Below are 16,026 nucleotides of genomic sequence, written 5' to 3'. Positions count from 1 at the left end.
CAAGACGGTCATCGCTCCTATCTCAGCATCGCACCTCTGGAGCCGACCATGTCCTCGACATCCGATGACGCCATAATGACCGCCTGTCTGACCCGGTTCGGCGCGCTCAAGCTGGAACAGCAGACCGACCCCAAGGCCCTGCTTGAAATCCTGTATTTGGCCGAGCGTTTCGAGGCCGGGGACGACCTTCAGCAGGCCAAGGCCGTCTATGATCCTGCCATCTGGAAAAGCGTCGAGCCCAGCGACATGAAACGCCGCCTGATCGCGTTGGACGGCTTCATGCAGACGCTCGCCGAGCGTCGTCTGACCGCCTGGGGCGTGGCCCACTAGCCTGCATTAAGCCGACCGCTGCTTCAGCGGCGCCGTGCCGTCGGCCAGACTCTCGGCCAGAACAGGGCTTGCGATGTCAGCGGCCCAGTGCAGATCTGATTCGAGCCCGCTCCAAATCCGCAGCGAAGAAGGTGAAAAAGAGCAGCTTCACCAGCATCATGACGCTGCGCTCTCCAGAGCGCCCAAACCCAGAAAGACTGACCGCTGTCAGCTGGAGCAAGCCGAAATAACCGAGTGCCAGAAGGAATTTCAGAAACTTCAGAAACTCACCTTGCGCCCAGCCGAAATGGACGCCCGATACGACGATCAGATTGGAGACTAAGGTAAGCCCCAGAAGAATCGCTTCAGGTCTTATCTTCGCCTTGCCTCCAGGCACCCTGACCGTCAGGCAGAATATTCCGACAGAACCGAAAGAGAGCGTGCTTCCCGCCAGATAGAATGCGGTACGGAGGGGGCTACCAGCGTCGCCTCCCGACAATATGACTAGGAAAAAGCCTAACAACGAGGCCGCAGCCAAGCCTGTCACCCGCGTCATAGTAGCCCCAACCGTTCCATAGGCGACGCCCTTAGACGATTTAACGCGGATGAACGAGAGCCCCTAAGCCGACCGCTGCTTCAGCGGCGCCGTGCCGTCCGCCAGGCTCTCGGCCAGATAGACCTCCGCCTCCTGGGCCGGGAGCGCCGGCGCATAGCCGAAGCCCTGGCCGTAGTGGCACTGGGCCTCCAGCAGCAGGGCGGCCAGTTCGGCGTTCTCCACCCCTTCGGCCACGACCTCCAGCGACAGGTCGCGGCCCAGATTGACAACCGACTTGACGATCTTGGCCGAGCCCTCGTCCTTGTTCATCGTCAGCACGAAATAGCGGTCGATCTTCAACGTATCGAACGGCAGGCGCGCCAGGTACGACAGGGACGAAAAGCCGGTGCCGAAATCGTCCAGCGCCAGCGACGCCCCGACATCCTTCAGCGACTGCAGCACCTCGGCGGCGTGCGCGGTGTCGCGCATGATGTCGCCCTCGGTCACCTCCAGCTTCAGCGCCCCCTTGGGCAGGCCGCTTTCCTTGATGATCCGGGCCACGTCCTCGCACAGGTGCGGGCGTTCGATCTCGCCGACCGACAGGTTGACGCTGCAGAACATCTTGCCGGCCAGGGGGTGGCGCTGGATCCATTCGGCCAGCTGCCGCGCCGACTGGGTCATCATCAGCAGGCCCAGGTCGTTCATCATGCCCAGGTCGGCGGTCAGGCCCAGGAACTCGTCCGGCGGCACCAGGCCGCGACGCGGGTGACGCCAGCGCGCCAGGGCCTCGAAGCCCGCCACGGCCCCGGTGTTCAGGTTCACGATCGGCTGGAAGAAGGGCACGATCTCGCCGCGCACGAAGGCGTTCCTCAGATCCGCCTCCAGGGCCAGTCGGCTCAGGCTGTCGCTCTCCAGCGCCCGGCCATAGGCGGCCGATCCGCCGCGTCCGGCGCCCTTGGCCGATTCCACCGCCAGTTCGACCCGGCGTAGCAGTTCGGACGCATCCGGCGCGTCCGGCCCGCCCTCGACCACCACCGCCCCGATGGAGACGGTCGGATAGATGTCGAAACCCGCCACCCGCAGCGGCTGCTCCAGCGCCTCCCGCAGGCGATAGCTGGCGTGGGAGGATGTTTTGGGGATGATGACGGCGAACTCGTCCTCGCCGATCCGCGCGGGCGAGGCCTCCTTGGAGAAGGCGGCCGCCAGACGCGATCCCAGGGCCGACAGCACCAGGTCGGTCCGCTCGTGCCCCAGGGCCTCGTTCAGGCGGCGCAGACGATCGACGTCGCCGACCACGATCTCGTATTCGCCCGGCTGGGTCAGGACCTCGCCGACCCGCGCAACGAAGGCGCGACGGTCCAGCAGGCCGGTCAGCACATCCCGGTCCGACCCGGCGAACTTGGTCTCCAACGCCACCACCCCGGCGGCGCGCAGCCCGTCCTCCAGCCAGACGCCCCGCCACAGGCAGGTCTCGGATCCGCGCATCCGCAGGCGCACGGCGATCTCGGTCCCCTCCTCCTGCGGCTTCAGCATTTTCTCGGCCAACGACCGGTCCTGCGGCATGGACGAGGCGACGAAGCCGGCGCCCGAACATTCCGGCGCCAGCGGCCCCAGCCCCAGGGCGCGGGTCGCCCCGGTGAAGCGCAGTTGATCCAGGGCGGGCGTCCAGACCCACAGGGCCGTGTCGGCGGCCGCCAGCGCCTCGATGGCGCTCGTGGCGTCCCAGGCCAGGGATCGGGGTCGCGCGTTCAAAGCTGTCGCCCTCTCAAGACGGCGTCCGGCCGCCGCGATCGATCTCGTCCTCGACGAGGCCGAACAGCAGATGATCTGCCCACTCGCCGTTAATTTTCAAATAAGCCCGGGCCAAACCCTCGTTTCGAAAGCTGGATTTCTCCAGCACCCGCCGTGACGCCTGGTTGGTCGGCAGGCAGGCCGCCTCCAGCCGGTGCAGCTTCAGCCGTTCGAAGGCGTAGGCGACCACCGCCCGCATCGCCGCCGTGGCGTAGCCGCGCCCGGCGTGGGGTTGACCGATCCAGTAGCCCAGCGTCCCCGTCTCGGCGACGCCGCGCCGCACGTTCGACAGGGTGACGGCGCCGACCAGGGTCTTGCCCCCGTCGACGAAGACGAAAAACGGCCAGGCGTTGCCCAGCTCCATCTCCCGCCCATAGATCGACAGCCGACGCCGGAACGCCGCCTTGCTCAGGTCGTCATCCGGCCAGGCCGGCTCCCACGGCTGAAGATAGTCGCGCGACCCGTCGCGCAGGGCGGACCAGGCCGAATAGTCGGACGCCCGCGGCGGCCTCAACAGCACGCCGTCGCCCCGGACCACCGGCCCGGCTACATCGCTCATCCAGTCCAGGAGGGCCATCGAACCGCAACCTAGCGCGCAGATCGCCGCTTGGCGACAGACGCACGGGAATCTGATCGGCGACGGAGTTTTGTTTCCGATGCGTTACACTGGGACCGACGGACAAGGAGACCGCCCATGGCCGCATCTTCGACCGACGCCGCTGTCGCCTTGACCCGCCTGGGTCTCGGCGCCCGCCCCGGCGAGATCGCCCGCGTCGCCGCCGATCCGCGCGGCTGGGCCCTGGCCCAGATCAGATCCGACGGCGCGCCCCAGCCGGTCGGGACCTTCCAGACCACCGACCAGCGCATGACCGCCTTCCTCGCCTATCGCGGCAGCGAGGGCCCACGGCGCAACCTGTCTGACGTCGAAGCCGAGGCGGCGCGAGCGGCGCGCCAGTCTGCCCGCCGCGCCATCACCGACGACACGGCCGATGCCTTCCTCGCCCGCGCCCGCCACGGGGCGACGACGGACCAGGGCTTCGCCGAGCGCTGGGCCCTGTTCTGGGCCAACGCCCTGACTGTATCGGCGGTCAAGTTCGACAGCGGCGCCTTCGTCGATTCCTATGAGCGCGAGGCCATCCGACCGAACGTCTTCAGCGCGTTCCAGGACTTGGTCGTCGCCGCCGAACAGCATCCGGCCATGCTCCTGTACCTCGACCAGGCGCGTTCGACCGGCCCCGGCAGCCCGGCCGGCGCCCGGCGCAAGATCGGCCTGAACGAAAACCTGGCCCGCGAGATGCTGGAGCTTCACACCGTCGGCGCCGACGCCGGCTATACCCAGGCGGACGTCACCGAACTGGCCCGCGCCCTGACCGGCTGGTCCATCCCCCGGCCCCAGGATGCTCAAAGTCAGGGCGCTTTCGTCTTCCGCGCCAATGTCCATGAGCCCGGCCCCCGCACCGTCATGGGCAAGACCTATCCGGGCGCAGGTCGCGCCGCCGGAAAGGACCAGGGCGAGGCGATCCTGCGCGATCTGGCGCGCCACCCGGCGACGGCGCAACGCCTGTCGCACCGGATCGCCGCCCATTTCGTCGCCGACACGCCGCCCCCGTCGCTGGTCGCGCGACTGGAAACGGCCTGGACCCGCTCCGACGGCGACCTGGCCCAGGTCGCCCGCGCCCTGGTCGAGGCGCCCGAGACCTGGGCGGCACCGCCGACCAAGATCAAGACGCCGTATGAGTTCGTGGTCTCGACCCACCGGGCGCTGGGGGTCCCGCCCGAGCGTCTCGCGCCCCTGCGCCAGACCCTGGTCGCCATGGGCCAGCCGCCCTTCGCCCCGCCCTCGCCCGAAGGCTGGCCCGACACGGCGGCCGACTGGGCCGGGCCGGACGCCCTGGTCAAACGACTGAACTGGGCGCGGTCCGCCGCAGAGACGGCCCGGACGGGCGACATCGGCGCCACGGCGAACGAAACACTCGGCGACCGCATGTCCGAACGCACCCGCCTCGCCGTCGCCCGCGCCGAGAGCCGCACCGAAGCCCTCACCCTTCTTTTGATGTCGCCGGAGTTCCAGCGCCGATGACCCATCCCGTCCTGAACCGCCGCGCCCTGCTGGGCGCCTCCGCCGCCGGAATCGGCCTTGCCTTCGCAGGCCGCGTCGCCGCCCAGAGCCGAGGGCCTGCCAAAAAGCTGGTGGTGGTCATCGCGCGCGGCGCCATGGACGGCCTGTCCGTCATCGTCCCCTACGCCGACCCGAACTATGTCCCCCTGCGCGGCGGCCTGGCCCTGCCCCCGCCGGGCGAGACTGACGGCGCGCTGGCCCTGGGCGAGGGTTTCGGCCTGCACCCCGCCCTGACCGGCCTGCACGCCCTCCATGGCCGCAACCAGCTGCGCTTCGCCCCCGCCGTGGCCCTGCCCGTGCGGATACGTTCGCATTTCGAGGCGCAGGACGTGCTGGAAAACGGCGGTGAGACCCTGGACCGGCTGGACGACGGCTGGCTGAACCGCGCCCTGGTCGCGGCCGGCGGAACGCGGCTGCGGGGCCTGTCGATCGGCGCCCAGACGCCCCTGATCTTGCGCGGCGACGCCCCGGTCTCCAGCTGGGCGCCGGGCGGGCGGGTCCGGGGCGGCGACCGGATCGCCTCCCTGTTGCAGGACCTCTATGTCGATGATCCGATCCTGGGCCAGAATCTGGCGCGCGGCCTGGCGACCGAGGCCCTGGTCGCCATGGACGGCCAGAACCAGACCGTCCGCCGCAACGACGTCCAGGCCCTGGGCCGCGCCACGGCCAAACTGATGACCGGTCCAGAGGGCGCCGACATCGTGGCGGTCTCCCTGGACGGCTGGGACACCCATGCGGGCCAGCGCGGCCAGCTTCAGACCCGGCTGACGGGTCTGGACCAGCTGATCGCGGGGCTTGAAGCGGGTCTGGGCGACCAATGGGCCCAGACCGTGGTGGTGGTCGCCACCGAATTCGGCCGCACCGCCCGCGCCAACGGCACCCAGGGCACCGATCACGGCACGGGCTCGTCGCTGTTGCTGGCGGGCGGCGCGTTGAAGCCCGGCGGCCCGATCGGCGACTGGCCGACCCTGGCCGACAACCGCCTGTTCGAAGGGCGCGACCTGGCCCCGACCCTGGACATCCGATCGGTGTTCAAGGGCGTGCTGCGCGACCATCTGGGCCTGGACCGCGCCGCGTTGGACGCCCGCGTCTTCCCCGACAGCGGCGCCGAGGCGCCGGCCCTGACAGGCCTCGTCTGATCAGGCGGCCTCGGTTTCGACCGGGATCTTGCAGATGCGGTTCAGATCGGCGCGGATCGAACTGCCCTGGAAATGCGACATTTCCGCACTGGAATAGCCCTCGGACGACAGCGCCTTGACGACGTCGCCGGTGTTCAGACAGTCGGGGGTGCGAGCGAGCTGATAGGCGCGCTCCACAATATGGATACGGTTCATGGTGAAGCCTTTTCGTGTCCACATATAACGCGCTTCAAGCTCCACCGTTCCCTCGCCCGAAAAATCCTTCTCTGCGGCCGCGCTTGCATTTGTCTCAAAGACCTGAATACATAGAGCTCGTCGATCTCTCTGCGTAACGCCCACTCTCTCTGCGAACGCACGAGTCCAGGCCGCTCCCATTCAGACCCGACAGGCCGAACGGACGTTCCCTCGGTCAATTTCTAACGGAGGTCTCAAAATGGCTACCGGCACTGTTAAATGGTTCAACCCCACCAAGGGTTACGGCTTCATCCAACCCGACGACGGCGGCAAGGACGTCTTCGTCCACATCTCGGCCGTTGAAGGCGCTGGCCTGCGCGGCCTGGATGAAAACCAAAAGGTTTCCTACGAGCTGGAACGCGACAAGCGTTCGGGCAAGGAATCCGCTGGCCAGCTGCAAACCATCGGCTGATTTCAGCTTCACAGCTGATATGGCGACGGCGGCTCCGAAAGGAGCCGCCGTTTTCAATTGGGGTTCGGTTGGATGCCGAAAGCGGATGCTTCGAACGTCGGCTAGGGGTGGATATCGTTGAAAAGGTCGCTGGACTGATCAGCTCGCAGAGCGGCGTTTTCTCCACTTTCGTCATCCTCCGGCGAGCGTAGCGAGACCGGGGGACCCAGCGGCGCGCGGGAGCGCGAACCTGTCGCGGACTCCCCCCTTTCAGCATCCTGCGGCGGACGCATCGCCTTCGGCGCCGCTGGGTCCCCCGGTCCGCGCCGCCAAGAGGCGGCTTGCCGGAGGATGACGAAAGGGGAAAGCGCCAAGGTCCACAACGGGTCGATTTCGATCATGGACTTTGCCGCCGAAAGCAGACATCGGCGCCCACCTCACAAAGCGGTCCCGGTAGACGTCAACTACGGGTGGAAAGCCGACCTTCCATCAGGCAACTTCGAGGCTCGCGTGTTTGGATCGGGGCCGGTTCGTATGGAAGTCGAAGAAATCAAATCCTCACGTGGGAAGACCGTGCTGTTCCTGCTGATCAGCTTGACGTTCGTCGCCATAGCCGTCGCGATCCCGAGTGAAACCGCCGCTGACCGTTACAAAGCTTGGCTTGGTGGCGGATTCTTCGGCCTGTGCAGCGTTACTTTCGCTTGGCTGCTCATGCGCCCCCAGCGCTTGTTACTGACGCCAACAGGTTTCACAGTTTCTGGCGGTATAGTTAGGTCCCCCAAACATGTGCTCTGGCGCGAAGTAGACCCCTTTTTCGAATACCGCTTGCCTAGAGGCGGAACGCTGATCGGCTATAATTTTGCGCCAAGCGCTCGCAAAGCTTCTGCGCTGATCCGTGTAAATCGGTTCTTGGGTGCCGAAGCCGCGTTGCCCAAGGGATGGCCGGGATCATCGGAAGAGATGGTTGAGCGTCTCAACGCTTACAGAGCGAAGGCGCTAGCCAAAGACTCCGATTCTGGGGAGGCGTGACTTGCAGAAAGCCGACCTTCCCAACTTCGCCTATGGGTCGATAGGAGAAACGGCTTCCACTCCGTCAATCAGACTCCGTCAACCGCCTCACGCCTTCGTCTTCTCGATCCACCCCGCGAACGCGTCGAGGAACCCCTTGAGGAAGTCCCGCGTCCCGTCGTTCTTCAGCTTGCCGTGCTCGTCCAGCAGGTCGGCGACGCCGCCCACATAGGCTTCGGGCTGGGCCATGGTCGGCATGTTCAGGAAGACCAGGGGCTGGCGAAGGTGGTGGTTGGCGCCGAAGGCGGCCAGGGCGCCGGGCGAGACGCTGACGATGGCGGCCGGCTTGCCCGCCCAGATGCTGTGGCCATAGGGGCGAGAGCCGACGTCCAGGGCGTTCTTCAGCGCGCCGGGGATCGAGCGGTTGTATTCCGGCGTCACGAACAGCACGGCCTGAACCCCCGCCATCTCCGCCCGGAACCGAGCCCAGGCGGCCGGTGGCGTGTCCGTATCCAGGTCGGGATTATACAGCGGCAGGTCGCCGATCTCGACCAGATCGAGTTCCAGCTCGGCCGCGGCCAAGGCCTTCATTTCCAGTCCGATGGCGCGGGAATAGGACCCCTCGCGCAGACTGCCGACGATCAGGGCGACGCGGACGGACATGGGGACGCTCCGGGTTGAGAGGGTTCAAGCGCCAGCATAACAGATCGCAACGCCGGATGTTCCCCTCAACCACTGCCACCCCGCGCTACCCCCGCGCTTCCCCCCGCGCTTCCAACGCCGCGAACGCCGTCTTCGAGAACACCGACAGCGGCTGCGGCAGGTCGCCCAGCGCGAACCAGCCGATCTCCGACAGCTTGTCCGGTTCGGTCAGCCGCGGCTCGCCGGTAAAATCCCGCGCCAGATAGATCAGCGACACCCAGTGCTGGCGATCCGCCGCGATGATCTCCTCAGACACGCACAGGAACTCGACCGCCCCGATCTTCAGCCCGCTCTCCTCCTCGGCTTCGCGACGCGCGGCTTCGGCGGACGGTTCGCCGTGATCGACCTTGCCGCCGACGATGTTCCAGTGCCCCGCCTCGGGCGCCTTCAGCCGCTTGCACAGCAGCACCCGCCCGTCGGCCCGCTGGATCACCAGACCACAGCCGACGCCGGGAAAATCGACGCCGGGTCGGGCCATCAGACGTTCGGTCCCGCCGGCGCATCGACCGACGGATAGAAGGTGTAGCTCAGGGTGATCTCGCGCGCGCCCTTGGCCTCGCGGTCGGTGGCCAGTTCGGGGGCGATGAAATACTGGACCGGGAACTGACGCGTCTCGCCCGCCGCCAGGGTCTGATCCTGGAAGCAGAAACACTGCAGCTTCTGGAAATAGGGGCCGGTGTATTCCGGCACGACATTGTATCCGGCCCGCACCTGGATCGGCTGGTCCGAGGTGTTTGTGACGTCGAAATAGGCCAGGCCCGTCGCCCCGATCCGCACCCTCTGGGTCGTCTGTTCGGCGCGGAAACTCATGGGCAGGCCGCCCCGCACATTGGTGTCGAACCGCACCAGCACCGTCTGGTCCAGCACCGTGTCCGGCGCCTTGTCGGCCCGGCGCACCGTGCCGTCGAAGCCGGTGACCTGGCAGAACATCCGGTAAAGCGGCACAGCCGCAAAGGCCGCGCCCGTCATGCCCATCACGCCCAGGACGCAGACGATGGCGATCAGGTTCTTGCGGCCGGGATTGTTCATCGCGGCGCCGCCATCGAACCGCCCGACGCAGGGCCTTCCAACAGGGCGCGCTCAGCCGCCTGGTTCTGCTGCAGGCGCAGGACCGTGGTGGTGAAGACCAGGACGATGAAGGCCACCAGGGCCGCCGCGATCCAGACATTGCGCCGCTTGCGGGCGCGCAGTTCCTCAGGGCTCAGACGCATGGCTCAGGCTCCCAGGCCGGCCACGGCCTCGACCAGGAAGGCCGAGAACAGGGCGACCAGATACAGGATCGAAAAGGCGAACAGGTCACGCGCCGGTTTGGCCTGGGCCTTCACATCATACAATGCGGCCTCGCGTCCCACCGTATCGGCCTTGTCCGGCTCGTCCCCGGCGCGCGAGCGATACAGCCGCCAGGCCAGACCGAGGAAGCCAAGGCCGCCGGCGACCGACACCACGGCGTAGATCAGTCCGCCCATGCCCACCAGGGCCGGCGCCACGGCCGAGGCGATGAAGACCAGGGAATAGATCAGGATCTGCAACCGCGTGGACTTGGCCCCCCGCGCCACCGGCATCATCGGTATCCCCGCCTTGGCGTAGTCGCCGGCCGAATACAGGGCCAGGGCCCACGAATGCGGCGGGGTCCACAGGAAGATGATCAGGAACAGCAGCCAGGCCTGCCAGGGCGCGTCGCCGGTCGCCGCCGCCCAGCCGATCACCGGCGGAAAGGCGCCCGCCGCCCCGCCGATGACGATATTCTGCGGCGTCCTGCGCTTCAGCAGCAGGGTGTAGAAGCCGGCGTAATAGACGATGGTCAGGGCCAACAGACCGGCCGCAAACCAGTTGGTGTTCATCCCCAGCAGCATGACCGAGAACAGACTCAGGATGACGCCATAGGCCATGGCGTCATTCTTGCGCACCCGCCCCGCCGCCACCGGCCGGCCGCGCGTGCGCCGCATCAGGGCGTCGGTCTCGCCCTCCAGCGCCATGTTCAGCGACCCGGCTGCGCCTGCGCCCACGGCGATGCACAGTATGGCGATGGCGGCGACCAGCGGGTTCATCGATCCCGGAGCCATCACCAGTCCGGTCGCGGCGGTGAAGACCACCACGGACATGACGCGCGGCTTGAGCAGCTGGAAGAAGTCTTCCGGCTGGGCGGTCGAGAGGACGGGGCGATCAAGGTCTGTCGGGGTCACTATGGTCATCTTCTACACCCTCAGCCGCGGGCTTGTCCCGAGACTCGAGGTCTCAGCGAAACGAAAAGGGCCTCGAACATGACGCCCGAGGCCCTCGCTGTATTGTGAGGTCCGCCGTCGCCCTCGGGACAGGCCCGAGCGCGACGAACGGGCTTCAGTGTTCGTCGCCCTTGACCACCGGCAGTTCGTTGAACTGGTGGGTCGGCGGCGGCGAGGACAGGGTCCACTCCAGGGTCGTGGCGCCTTCGCCCCACGGATTGGCCACGCCCGGACGACGACGGATCGCCGCTTCAGCCAGCATGACCAGGAAGACGACCACGCCGACGATGGTGATCACATAGCCCCAGGACGAGACCTGATTCCACAGGGTGTAGGCGTCCGGATAGTCGATGTAGCGACGCGGCATGCCTTGCAGACCCAGGAAATGCTGCGGGAAGAAGATCAGGTTCACGCCGACGAACATGATCCAGAAATGGGTCGCGCCCAGGAACTCGTTGTACTTCACCCCGAACATCTTCTCGAACCAGTAGTAGAAGCCCGCGAAGATGGCGAAGACGGCGCCCAGCGACAGCACATAGTGGAAGTGGGCCACGACATAATAGGTGTCGTGCAGGCTGTAATCGATGCCGGCGTTCGACAGGACCACGCCGGTCACCCCGCCCACGGTGAACAGGAAGATGAAGCCGATGGCCCACAGCATGGGCGTCTTGAAGCTGATGGACCCGCCCCACATGGTGGCGATCCAGCTGAAGATCTTCACCCCCGTCGGCACCGCGATGATCATGGTCGCGGCGATGAAATAGGCCCGCAGATTGATGCTCATCCCGACCGTGTACATGTGGTGCGCCCACACGATGAAGCCGACGAAGCCGATGGCCACCATGGCGTAGGCCATGGCCAGATAGCCGAACACGGGCTTGCGGCTGAAGGTCGAGACGATGTGGCTGATGATGCCGAAGCCCGGCAGGATCAGGATGTAGACCTCGGGGTGGCCGAAGAACCAGAACAGGTGCTGGTACATGATCGGGTCGCCGCCGCCGGCCGGGTCGAAGAAGTGGGTGTTGAAGTTGCGGTCGGTCAGCAACATCGTGATCGCCCCCGCCAGCACCGGCAGCGACAGCAGCAGCAGGAAGGCGGTGATCAGCACCGACCAGGCGAACAGCGGCATCCGGTGCAGCGTCATGCCCGGCGCCCGCATGTTCAGGATGGTGGTGATGAAGTTGATCGCGCCCAGGATCGAGCTGGCGCCCGCCACGTGCAGCGCGAAGATGGCCAGGTCGAAGGCGGGGCCGACGTGGCCCGTAGTCGACAGCGGCGGATAGGCCGTCCAGCCCCCGCCGAAGCCCTTGCCCGGCCCGCCGTCGGTGAACATCGACAGCACCAGCAGCACCCAGGCCGCCACCAGCAGCCAGAAGGAGATGTTGTTCATGCGCGGGAAGGCCATGTCCGGCGCCCCGATCATGATCGGCACGAACCAGTTGCCGAAGCCGCCGATCATGGCGGGCATGACCATGAAGAAGATCATGATCAGGGCGTGGGCCGTGACAGTGACATTATAGCCGTGCTTGGACTGCTCAACGAGACCCAGCAGCTGGATCGACGAGCCTTCCTTGAAGATCTGGATGCCCGGCTCGGCCAGTTCCCAGCGGATCAGGCCCGACAGGGCGCCCCCGACCACGCCCGCCATGATGGCGAACAGCAGATACAGGGTGCCGATGTCCTTGTGGTTGGTCGACAGGAACCAGCGGGTGAAGAAGCCCGGCTTGTGGTCGTCGTGGTGATGAGCCTCGGGCGCGTGAAGCGTATCGCGGGTCGAGATGATTGCGTCAGCCATGGAACTGCTCGCCTCTTACTGGGCGGCCGGCGCGGCGGGGGCCGCGGCGGGAGCGGGTTGAACGGTCGGCGCCGTCGGCGTCGTCGCGGTCTGAGCGGTGGGGATGCCGGTGGTCGCGCCGGCCTGCGGGCCGGTCGTCGCCGTGCCGATCACGGGCGCGCCGGTGGTTCCGGCCTCGACCTGAGCCGCCGTACCGCCGGGCGCGGCCTCGGGCGTCTTCGGCGTCATCGAACCGCCCTTGGAGGCGATCCAGCGCTCGAACTCGGCCTGGGTCACGACATTGATCTGGATCGGCATGAAGGCGTGGTCGACGCCGCACAGTTCCGAGCACTGGCCATAGAAGACGCCGGTGCGCTCGGCCTTGAACCAGGTCTCGTTGACCCGGCCGGGCACAGCGTCGGTCTTCAGACCGAAGGCCGGCAGGGCCACGGCGTGGATCACGTCCGAGGCGGTGATCAGCAGGCGCACCGTCTTGCCGACCGGCACCACCATCGGCTCGTCGGCGGCCAGACGATAGACGGCGTGCGACAGGCCGCGCTCGGCCAGTTCGTCCTCGGGCACCATGTTGGAGATATATTCGGCCACGCCCTGGTCGGGATATTCATAGGCCCAGTTCCACTGGTTGCCGGTCACCTTCACCGTCAGGTCCGGCTCGGGCATGTCGTGATAGGCGAACAGCAGCCGGAACGAGAACAGGGAGATGAAGACCAGAATCACCACCGGCAGCACGGTCCAGATCACCTCGACCGTGGTGTTGTGGCTCCAGCGCGCCGGCGTGGGATTGGACTTCTTGTTGTAGCGGAACACGATCCAGGCCAGCAGGGCCAGAACCAGCAGCGTAATCCCGGTGATCACCGGCATCAGCACGATATTGTGGAACCAGATGGCGTCGTGCTTCAGCGGCGCGGCGGCCGGCTGCAGGTCGATGCCGCCCGGCGTGGGTTGGCCCATTAGATCCTGCGCCCACGTCGGCGCGGCGGAGAACAGTGCGATCCCGACAGCTGCAGCCGCCGCCTTCGCTCTTCCCAGGGCTCGTGTCCCCATTCCCATACGAAGTCCCTATATTGTCTTTTACAGCAGAGACTTGCGAGTGAATCGCAAGTCTTTACATGGGCATGTTCATCCGCCCGGCACTGCTGTGAGTCCCTATCGGATCGCCCTTCGCTTGCCAAGCGATCCGCGCCGCCTCCGCCGCAAACTCGCCCCAAACCCGCTCGCGCCTCGCCGAACTCCGTTGGATTAAACCTTCGTCATGTTTAAACAGGTACCTTGCGTCACAAGGTACCTTGTCGTACTCAATCTCCATCAAAGGAGACATCGAGGTGACCGAAACCATCGAGATACAGCTGAAGAAGGGGGTTCTGGGGCTTTGCGTCCTGGCGCTTCTGAACCGGGCCGACAGCTACGCCTACGAGATCGCCAGCCGCCTTTCGGACGCGATCGATATGGGGGAAGGCACCATCTACCCCCTGATGCGGCGGATGCAGTCGGACGGACAGGTCGAGACCTATCTGGTCGAATCCTCGTCCGGCCCGTCTCGCAAATATTATCGCCTGACCGACGCCGGACGGACGGCCCTCGCCGCCCAGACCGTCGAATGGTCGGCCTTCACCCAAGCCGTCGACGCCGTCCTGGCGAGCGACGTAACCACGATCCAGACGCCGGAGCCCCAGGCTGCCGACGCTCAACCGGAGGGAACGGAACAATGACGCGCGCGGAATTCATCGCCCGTCTCAGAAGCGGCCTGGTCGGATTGCCGACCGCCACGGCGGCGGACATCGTCGCCGACTACGAGACCCATTTCGCCGACGGTCTCGCCGCCGGCCGCACCGAGGCCGAGGTGGCCGCCGCCCTGGGCGATCCCGGCCGGCTGGCCCGCGAACTGAAGGCCGAGGCCGGGATCCAGCGCTGGCGCCAGGAGAAGAACCCCTCCGCCGCCGCCGCCGCCGTCTTCGCGGTGCTGGGCCTGGGGGCCATCGACATCCTGATCCTCCTGCCCATTCTGATGGGCGTGGTCGGGACCCTCTTCGGCTTCTTCATCGCCACCATCACTCTGTTCATCTCGGGCGGCGGCGTCATGGTGGCCGGGCCCTTCGCCGGCTTCCCCGGCGGTCCGTTCGCCGCCATCCTGATGGGGCTGGGCCTGATGGCCGGCGCCGTCTTCATCGGCGCCCTGCTGAGCATCGTCACGGTCTGGCTGGTCAACGGGATCGTCTGGTACGCCCGCCTCCACTACCGCCTGCTGAAGCCGGCGCTGGAGCCCCAAGCCGAAACCCAATCCAACGTCTCGAGCACGGGAGGCTCGCTATGATCCGCACACTGTTCATCATCGCCGGCGCCGCCCTGGTGCTCTGCATCGCCACCGTGGGCGGAGCCATCGCCCTCGGCGGCCACGACCTCCAACGCCACGGCTGGGCCTGGACCATCAAGGACCGGGACGGGGAAACCATCCGCTTCGAACGGGTCAAGGGCGGCGAGCTCGACGACCTCGGCCCCTTCACCACCCGCACCCTGGCCTGGACCGGCGGCGAGACCCTCGACATCGAATCCAGCATCGACGTCGACTATGTCCAGGGTCCGGCCAACACCGTGGTCGTCACCGGGCCCAAGGGCCTGACCGACCGGGTCACCCTGACCGACGGCCGCCTGTCCCTGGGCGACGGCGACGAGCGGATCGTGTGGGGCTGGAGCGGTGGAAACTTCTCCGCCCGGTCCGAACGCGACGAACTGCGCGTCGTCGTCACGGCGCCCAACGTCCGCCGCTTCGCCTCCAGCGGCTCCGGCGACCTGGACATCAGCGCCTATGACCAGCCCTCGATGACCCTGTCGATCTCGGGCTCGTCCGACGTCACCGCCGCCGGCCGCACCGACGCCCTCGACATCGACATCGCCGGCTCGGGCGACGCCGATCTCCGGGCCCTGGACGCCCGCGACGCCACCGTCGACATCGCCGGCTCCGGCGACGCCGACATCGCCCCCACCGGCGACGTCCAGGTCAGCATCGCCGGCTCCGGCGACGTCACCCTGGCCACCCGCCCGGCCAAACTGACCAGCCAGATCGCCGGTTCGGGCGACGTGTACCAGAACTGAAGACGCAGCGACTTCACCTCCCCGTTCGCGAAGGCGAACGGGGAGGACCGGCGCGAGCGTCAGCGAGCGCCAGGAGGGGGCGACTCGGTGTCAGACGCTGACCCGGTCACCCCCACCGCCAGAGTCGCCCCCGCCTGGTCGCAAGCGCGACCTGTCCTCCCCGCGCGCCTTCGCGCGCAGGGAGGTGACGTGCTCCTCAGACCCTCCCCCGCTTGCGGGGGAGGTGGGCCGGCGTCCGCGCAGCGGACCAGGCTCGGAGGGGGGAGTGTCGCCAAAAAAAGACTTCCCCCATCGTCAGCCGTCTCGCTCCGCTCGACGAGCTGACACTTCCCCCGCAAGCGGGGGAAGGTCTTCAGCGCGCACAATGACGCTGCCTCGCTCTCAAAGAATTCAACGCTCTAAAAGAATCTCACCCGCCACTTCTAACCACTCCTCAAAACGCGCGCATAATCTTCCCCGGTCTCGTCGCTAGGAGGGCTCGTAAGGCCTGCGACCTTGCGGCGGCGGGAGCGTAGGGATCAGGGGCGGGGGTGGGATCCCCTCGCGCCGCATGACGGTGCATCGGTGGGCTCATCCCGCGCAGAAACGTCGGCGGAGGACTCGGGGTTAGGAACCCGGTCGCACTCGGGACGGTCCTTCGCAGGGATCGCCGACCTGACGCAGGCCTTGGGGAAGAGGCATCACAACTGCC

At 66.9% G+C, this 16,026-nt stretch carries 19 protein-coding genes; 8 read left to right on the top strand and 11 right to left on the bottom strand.

Going from position 1 to position 16,026, the window contains the following annotated elements:
- The first annotated feature begins 48 nt into the window (after positions 1-48).
- Complete coding sequence (locus ACW17X_RS15135) at positions 49-330, top strand: hypothetical protein (RefSeq protein ID WP_492098633.1); 282 nt, start codon at positions 49-51, stop codon at positions 328-330.
- Between the two features lie 76 nt (positions 331-406).
- Here ACW17X_RS15135 and ACW17X_RS15130 read toward each other — a convergent pair whose 3' ends face one another.
- The 3 genes from ACW17X_RS15130 to ACW17X_RS15120 all read right to left on the bottom strand — a co-directional run bounded on the left by ACW17X_RS15130 (position 407) and on the right by ACW17X_RS15120 (position 3,212).
- Positions 407-865: a hypothetical protein gene (locus ACW17X_RS15130; protein ID WP_492098631.1), complete on the bottom strand. Its 459-nt coding sequence runs from the start codon at positions 863-865 to the stop codon at positions 407-409.
- A 63-nt stretch (positions 866-928) separates the two neighbouring features.
- Positions 929-2,596 (bottom strand): putative bifunctional diguanylate cyclase/phosphodiesterase, encoded by a 1,668-nt coding sequence (locus tag ACW17X_RS15125; protein ID WP_492098630.1) that lies wholly within the window; start codon positions 2,594-2,596, stop codon positions 929-931.
- Positions 2,597-2,609: 13 nt separating this feature from the next.
- Complete coding sequence (locus ACW17X_RS15120; RefSeq protein ID WP_492098628.1) at positions 2,610-3,212, bottom strand: GNAT family N-acetyltransferase; 603 nt, start codon at positions 3,210-3,212, stop codon at positions 2,610-2,612.
- A 117-nt stretch (positions 3,213-3,329) separates the two neighbouring features.
- Here ACW17X_RS15120 and ACW17X_RS15115 point away from each other — a divergent pair, with 117 nt between their 5' ends.
- Positions 3,330-4,715 (top strand): DUF1800 domain-containing protein, encoded by a 1,386-nt coding sequence (locus ACW17X_RS15115; RefSeq protein WP_492098626.1) that lies wholly within the window; start codon positions 3,330-3,332, stop codon positions 4,713-4,715.
- Positions 4,712-5,893, top strand: coding sequence for a DUF1501 domain-containing protein (locus tag ACW17X_RS15110; protein ID WP_492098625.1), 1,182 nt, complete (start codon positions 4,712-4,714; stop codon positions 5,891-5,893). The genes ACW17X_RS15115 and ACW17X_RS15110 overlap by 4 nt, the downstream gene beginning before the upstream one ends.
- Here the strand turns inward: ACW17X_RS15110 and ACW17X_RS15105 are convergent, their stop codons facing one another.
- Complete coding sequence (locus tag ACW17X_RS15105) at positions 5,894-6,088, bottom strand: hypothetical protein (protein WP_492098623.1); 195 nt, start codon at positions 6,086-6,088, stop codon at positions 5,894-5,896.
- Between the two features lie 238 nt (positions 6,089-6,326).
- Here ACW17X_RS15105 and ACW17X_RS15100 point away from each other — a divergent pair, with 238 nt between their 5' ends.
- Positions 6,327-6,539 (top strand): cold-shock protein, encoded by a 213-nt coding sequence (locus tag ACW17X_RS15100; RefSeq protein WP_008260410.1) that lies wholly within the window; start codon positions 6,327-6,329, stop codon positions 6,537-6,539.
- Positions 6,540-6,869: 330 nt separating this feature from the next.
- Positions 6,870-7,547: a hypothetical protein gene (locus ACW17X_RS15095; protein ID WP_492098621.1), complete on the top strand. Its 678-nt coding sequence runs from the start codon at positions 6,870-6,872 to the stop codon at positions 7,545-7,547.
- A gap of 87 nt (positions 7,548-7,634) precedes the next feature.
- On the opposite strand, the gene ACW17X_RS15090 is transcribed toward ACW17X_RS15095, so the two are convergent.
- From ACW17X_RS15090 to coxB, 7 genes are all read right to left on the bottom strand, one after another.
- Positions 7,635-8,189 (bottom strand): NADPH-dependent FMN reductase, encoded by a 555-nt coding sequence (locus tag ACW17X_RS15090; RefSeq protein ID WP_492098619.1) that lies wholly within the window; start codon positions 8,187-8,189, stop codon positions 7,635-7,637.
- Between the two features lie 85 nt (positions 8,190-8,274).
- On the bottom strand, positions 8,275-8,706 hold the full coding sequence (locus tag ACW17X_RS15085; protein ID WP_492098617.1) for an NUDIX domain-containing protein: 432 nt from the start codon (positions 8,704-8,706) through the stop codon (positions 8,275-8,277).
- Positions 8,706-9,257, bottom strand: a complete 552-nt coding sequence (locus ACW17X_RS15080; RefSeq protein WP_492098616.1) for a cytochrome c oxidase assembly protein — start codon at positions 9,255-9,257, stop codon at positions 8,706-8,708. Before ACW17X_RS15080 ends, ACW17X_RS15085 begins: the two co-directional genes overlap by 1 nt.
- Positions 9,254-9,439 (bottom strand): cytochrome c oxidase system small membrane protein, encoded by a 186-nt coding sequence (locus tag ACW17X_RS15075; RefSeq protein WP_492098614.1) that lies wholly within the window; start codon positions 9,437-9,439, stop codon positions 9,254-9,256. The genes ACW17X_RS15080 and ACW17X_RS15075 overlap by 4 nt, the downstream gene beginning before the upstream one ends.
- A 3-nt stretch (positions 9,440-9,442) precedes the next feature.
- Entirely contained in the window at positions 9,443-10,420 is a 978-nt protein-coding gene (cyoE, locus tag ACW17X_RS15070) for a heme o synthase (RefSeq protein WP_492098612.1), read from the bottom strand.
- Between the two features lie 145 nt (positions 10,421-10,565).
- Entirely contained in the window at positions 10,566-12,245 is a 1,680-nt protein-coding gene (gene ctaD / locus ACW17X_RS15065; protein ID WP_492098610.1) for a cytochrome c oxidase subunit I, read from the bottom strand.
- A 15-nt stretch (positions 12,246-12,260) separates the two neighbouring features.
- Positions 12,261-13,295 carry a cytochrome c oxidase subunit II gene (gene coxB / locus ACW17X_RS15060; RefSeq protein WP_492089076.1) on the bottom strand — a complete coding sequence of 345 codons (1,035 nt, stop codon included), beginning with the start codon at positions 13,293-13,295 and terminating at the stop codon, positions 12,261-12,263.
- A 272-nt stretch (positions 13,296-13,567) separates the two neighbouring features.
- Between coxB and ACW17X_RS15055 the strand changes: the two genes are divergently transcribed.
- From ACW17X_RS15055 to ACW17X_RS15045, 3 genes are read left to right on the top strand one after another with little or no spacing between them, the layout of a single operon-like run.
- Positions 13,568-13,954 carry a PadR family transcriptional regulator gene (locus tag ACW17X_RS15055; RefSeq protein ID WP_492098608.1) on the top strand — a complete coding sequence of 129 codons (387 nt, stop codon included), beginning with the start codon at positions 13,568-13,570 and terminating at the stop codon, positions 13,952-13,954.
- Positions 13,951-14,556, top strand: coding sequence for a DUF1700 domain-containing protein (locus ACW17X_RS15050; protein WP_492098606.1), 606 nt, complete (start codon positions 13,951-13,953; stop codon positions 14,554-14,556). The genes ACW17X_RS15055 and ACW17X_RS15050 overlap by 4 nt, the downstream gene beginning before the upstream one ends.
- Positions 14,553-15,335, top strand: coding sequence for a GIN domain-containing protein (locus tag ACW17X_RS15045; RefSeq protein ID WP_492098604.1), 783 nt, complete (start codon positions 14,553-14,555; stop codon positions 15,333-15,335). Before ACW17X_RS15050 ends, ACW17X_RS15045 begins: the two co-directional genes overlap by 4 nt.
- Positions 15,336-16,026: the final 691 nt, after the last annotated feature.

The organism is Brevundimonas sp. FV1ye4L, assembly GCF_058681255.1.
The sequence above is the reverse complement of the archived record's forward strand: the minus strand, read 5'-3'. Positions and strand labels throughout refer to the sequence as shown.

Excerpts from the sequence above, each read along its gene's own strand:
- ACW17X_RS15130 (WP_492098631.1), bottom strand. The coding sequence starts at position 865 with ATGACGCGGGTGACAGGCTTGGCTGCGGCCTCGTTGTTAGGCTTTTTC.
- ACW17X_RS15085 (WP_492098617.1), bottom strand. The coding sequence starts at position 8,706 with ATGGCCCGACCCGGCGTCGATTTTCCCGGCGTCGGCTGTGGTCTGGTG.
- ACW17X_RS15105 (WP_492098623.1), bottom strand. The coding sequence starts at position 6,088 with ATGAACCGTATCCATATTGTGGAGCGCGCCTATCAGCTCGCTCGCACC.
- ACW17X_RS15110 (WP_492098625.1), top strand. The coding sequence starts at position 4,712 with ATGACCCATCCCGTCCTGAACCGCCGCGCCCTGCTGGGCGCCTCCGCC.
- coxB (WP_492089076.1), bottom strand. The coding sequence starts at position 13,295 with ATGGGAATGGGGACACGAGCCCTGGGAAGAGCGAAGGCGGCGGCTGCA.
- ctaD (WP_492098610.1), bottom strand. The coding sequence starts at position 12,245 with ATGGCTGACGCAATCATCTCGACCCGCGATACGCTTCACGCGCCCGAG.
- ACW17X_RS15080 (WP_492098616.1), bottom strand. The coding sequence starts at position 9,257 with ATGAACAATCCCGGCCGCAAGAACCTGATCGCCATCGTCTGCGTCCTG.
- ACW17X_RS15120 (WP_492098628.1), bottom strand. The coding sequence starts at position 3,212 with ATGGCCCTCCTGGACTGGATGAGCGATGTAGCCGGGCCGGTGGTCCGG.
- cyoE (WP_492098612.1), bottom strand. The coding sequence starts at position 10,420 with ATGACCATAGTGACCCCGACAGACCTTGATCGCCCCGTCCTCTCGACC.
- ACW17X_RS15045 (WP_492098604.1), top strand. The coding sequence starts at position 14,553 with ATGATCCGCACACTGTTCATCATCGCCGGCGCCGCCCTGGTGCTCTGC.
- ACW17X_RS15050 (WP_492098606.1), top strand. The coding sequence starts at position 13,951 with ATGACGCGCGCGGAATTCATCGCCCGTCTCAGAAGCGGCCTGGTCGGA.
- ACW17X_RS15115 (WP_492098626.1), top strand. The coding sequence starts at position 3,330 with ATGGCCGCATCTTCGACCGACGCCGCTGTCGCCTTGACCCGCCTGGGT.
- ACW17X_RS15135 (WP_492098633.1), top strand. The coding sequence starts at position 49 with ATGTCCTCGACATCCGATGACGCCATAATGACCGCCTGTCTGACCCGG.
- ACW17X_RS15100 (WP_008260410.1), top strand. The coding sequence starts at position 6,327 with ATGGCTACCGGCACTGTTAAATGGTTCAACCCCACCAAGGGTTACGGC.
- ACW17X_RS15095 (WP_492098621.1), top strand. The coding sequence starts at position 6,870 with ATGACGAAAGGGGAAAGCGCCAAGGTCCACAACGGGTCGATTTCGATC.
- ACW17X_RS15075 (WP_492098614.1), bottom strand. The coding sequence starts at position 9,439 with ATGCGTCTGAGCCCTGAGGAACTGCGCGCCCGCAAGCGGCGCAATGTC.
- ACW17X_RS15090 (WP_492098619.1), bottom strand. The coding sequence starts at position 8,189 with ATGTCCGTCCGCGTCGCCCTGATCGTCGGCAGTCTGCGCGAGGGGTCC.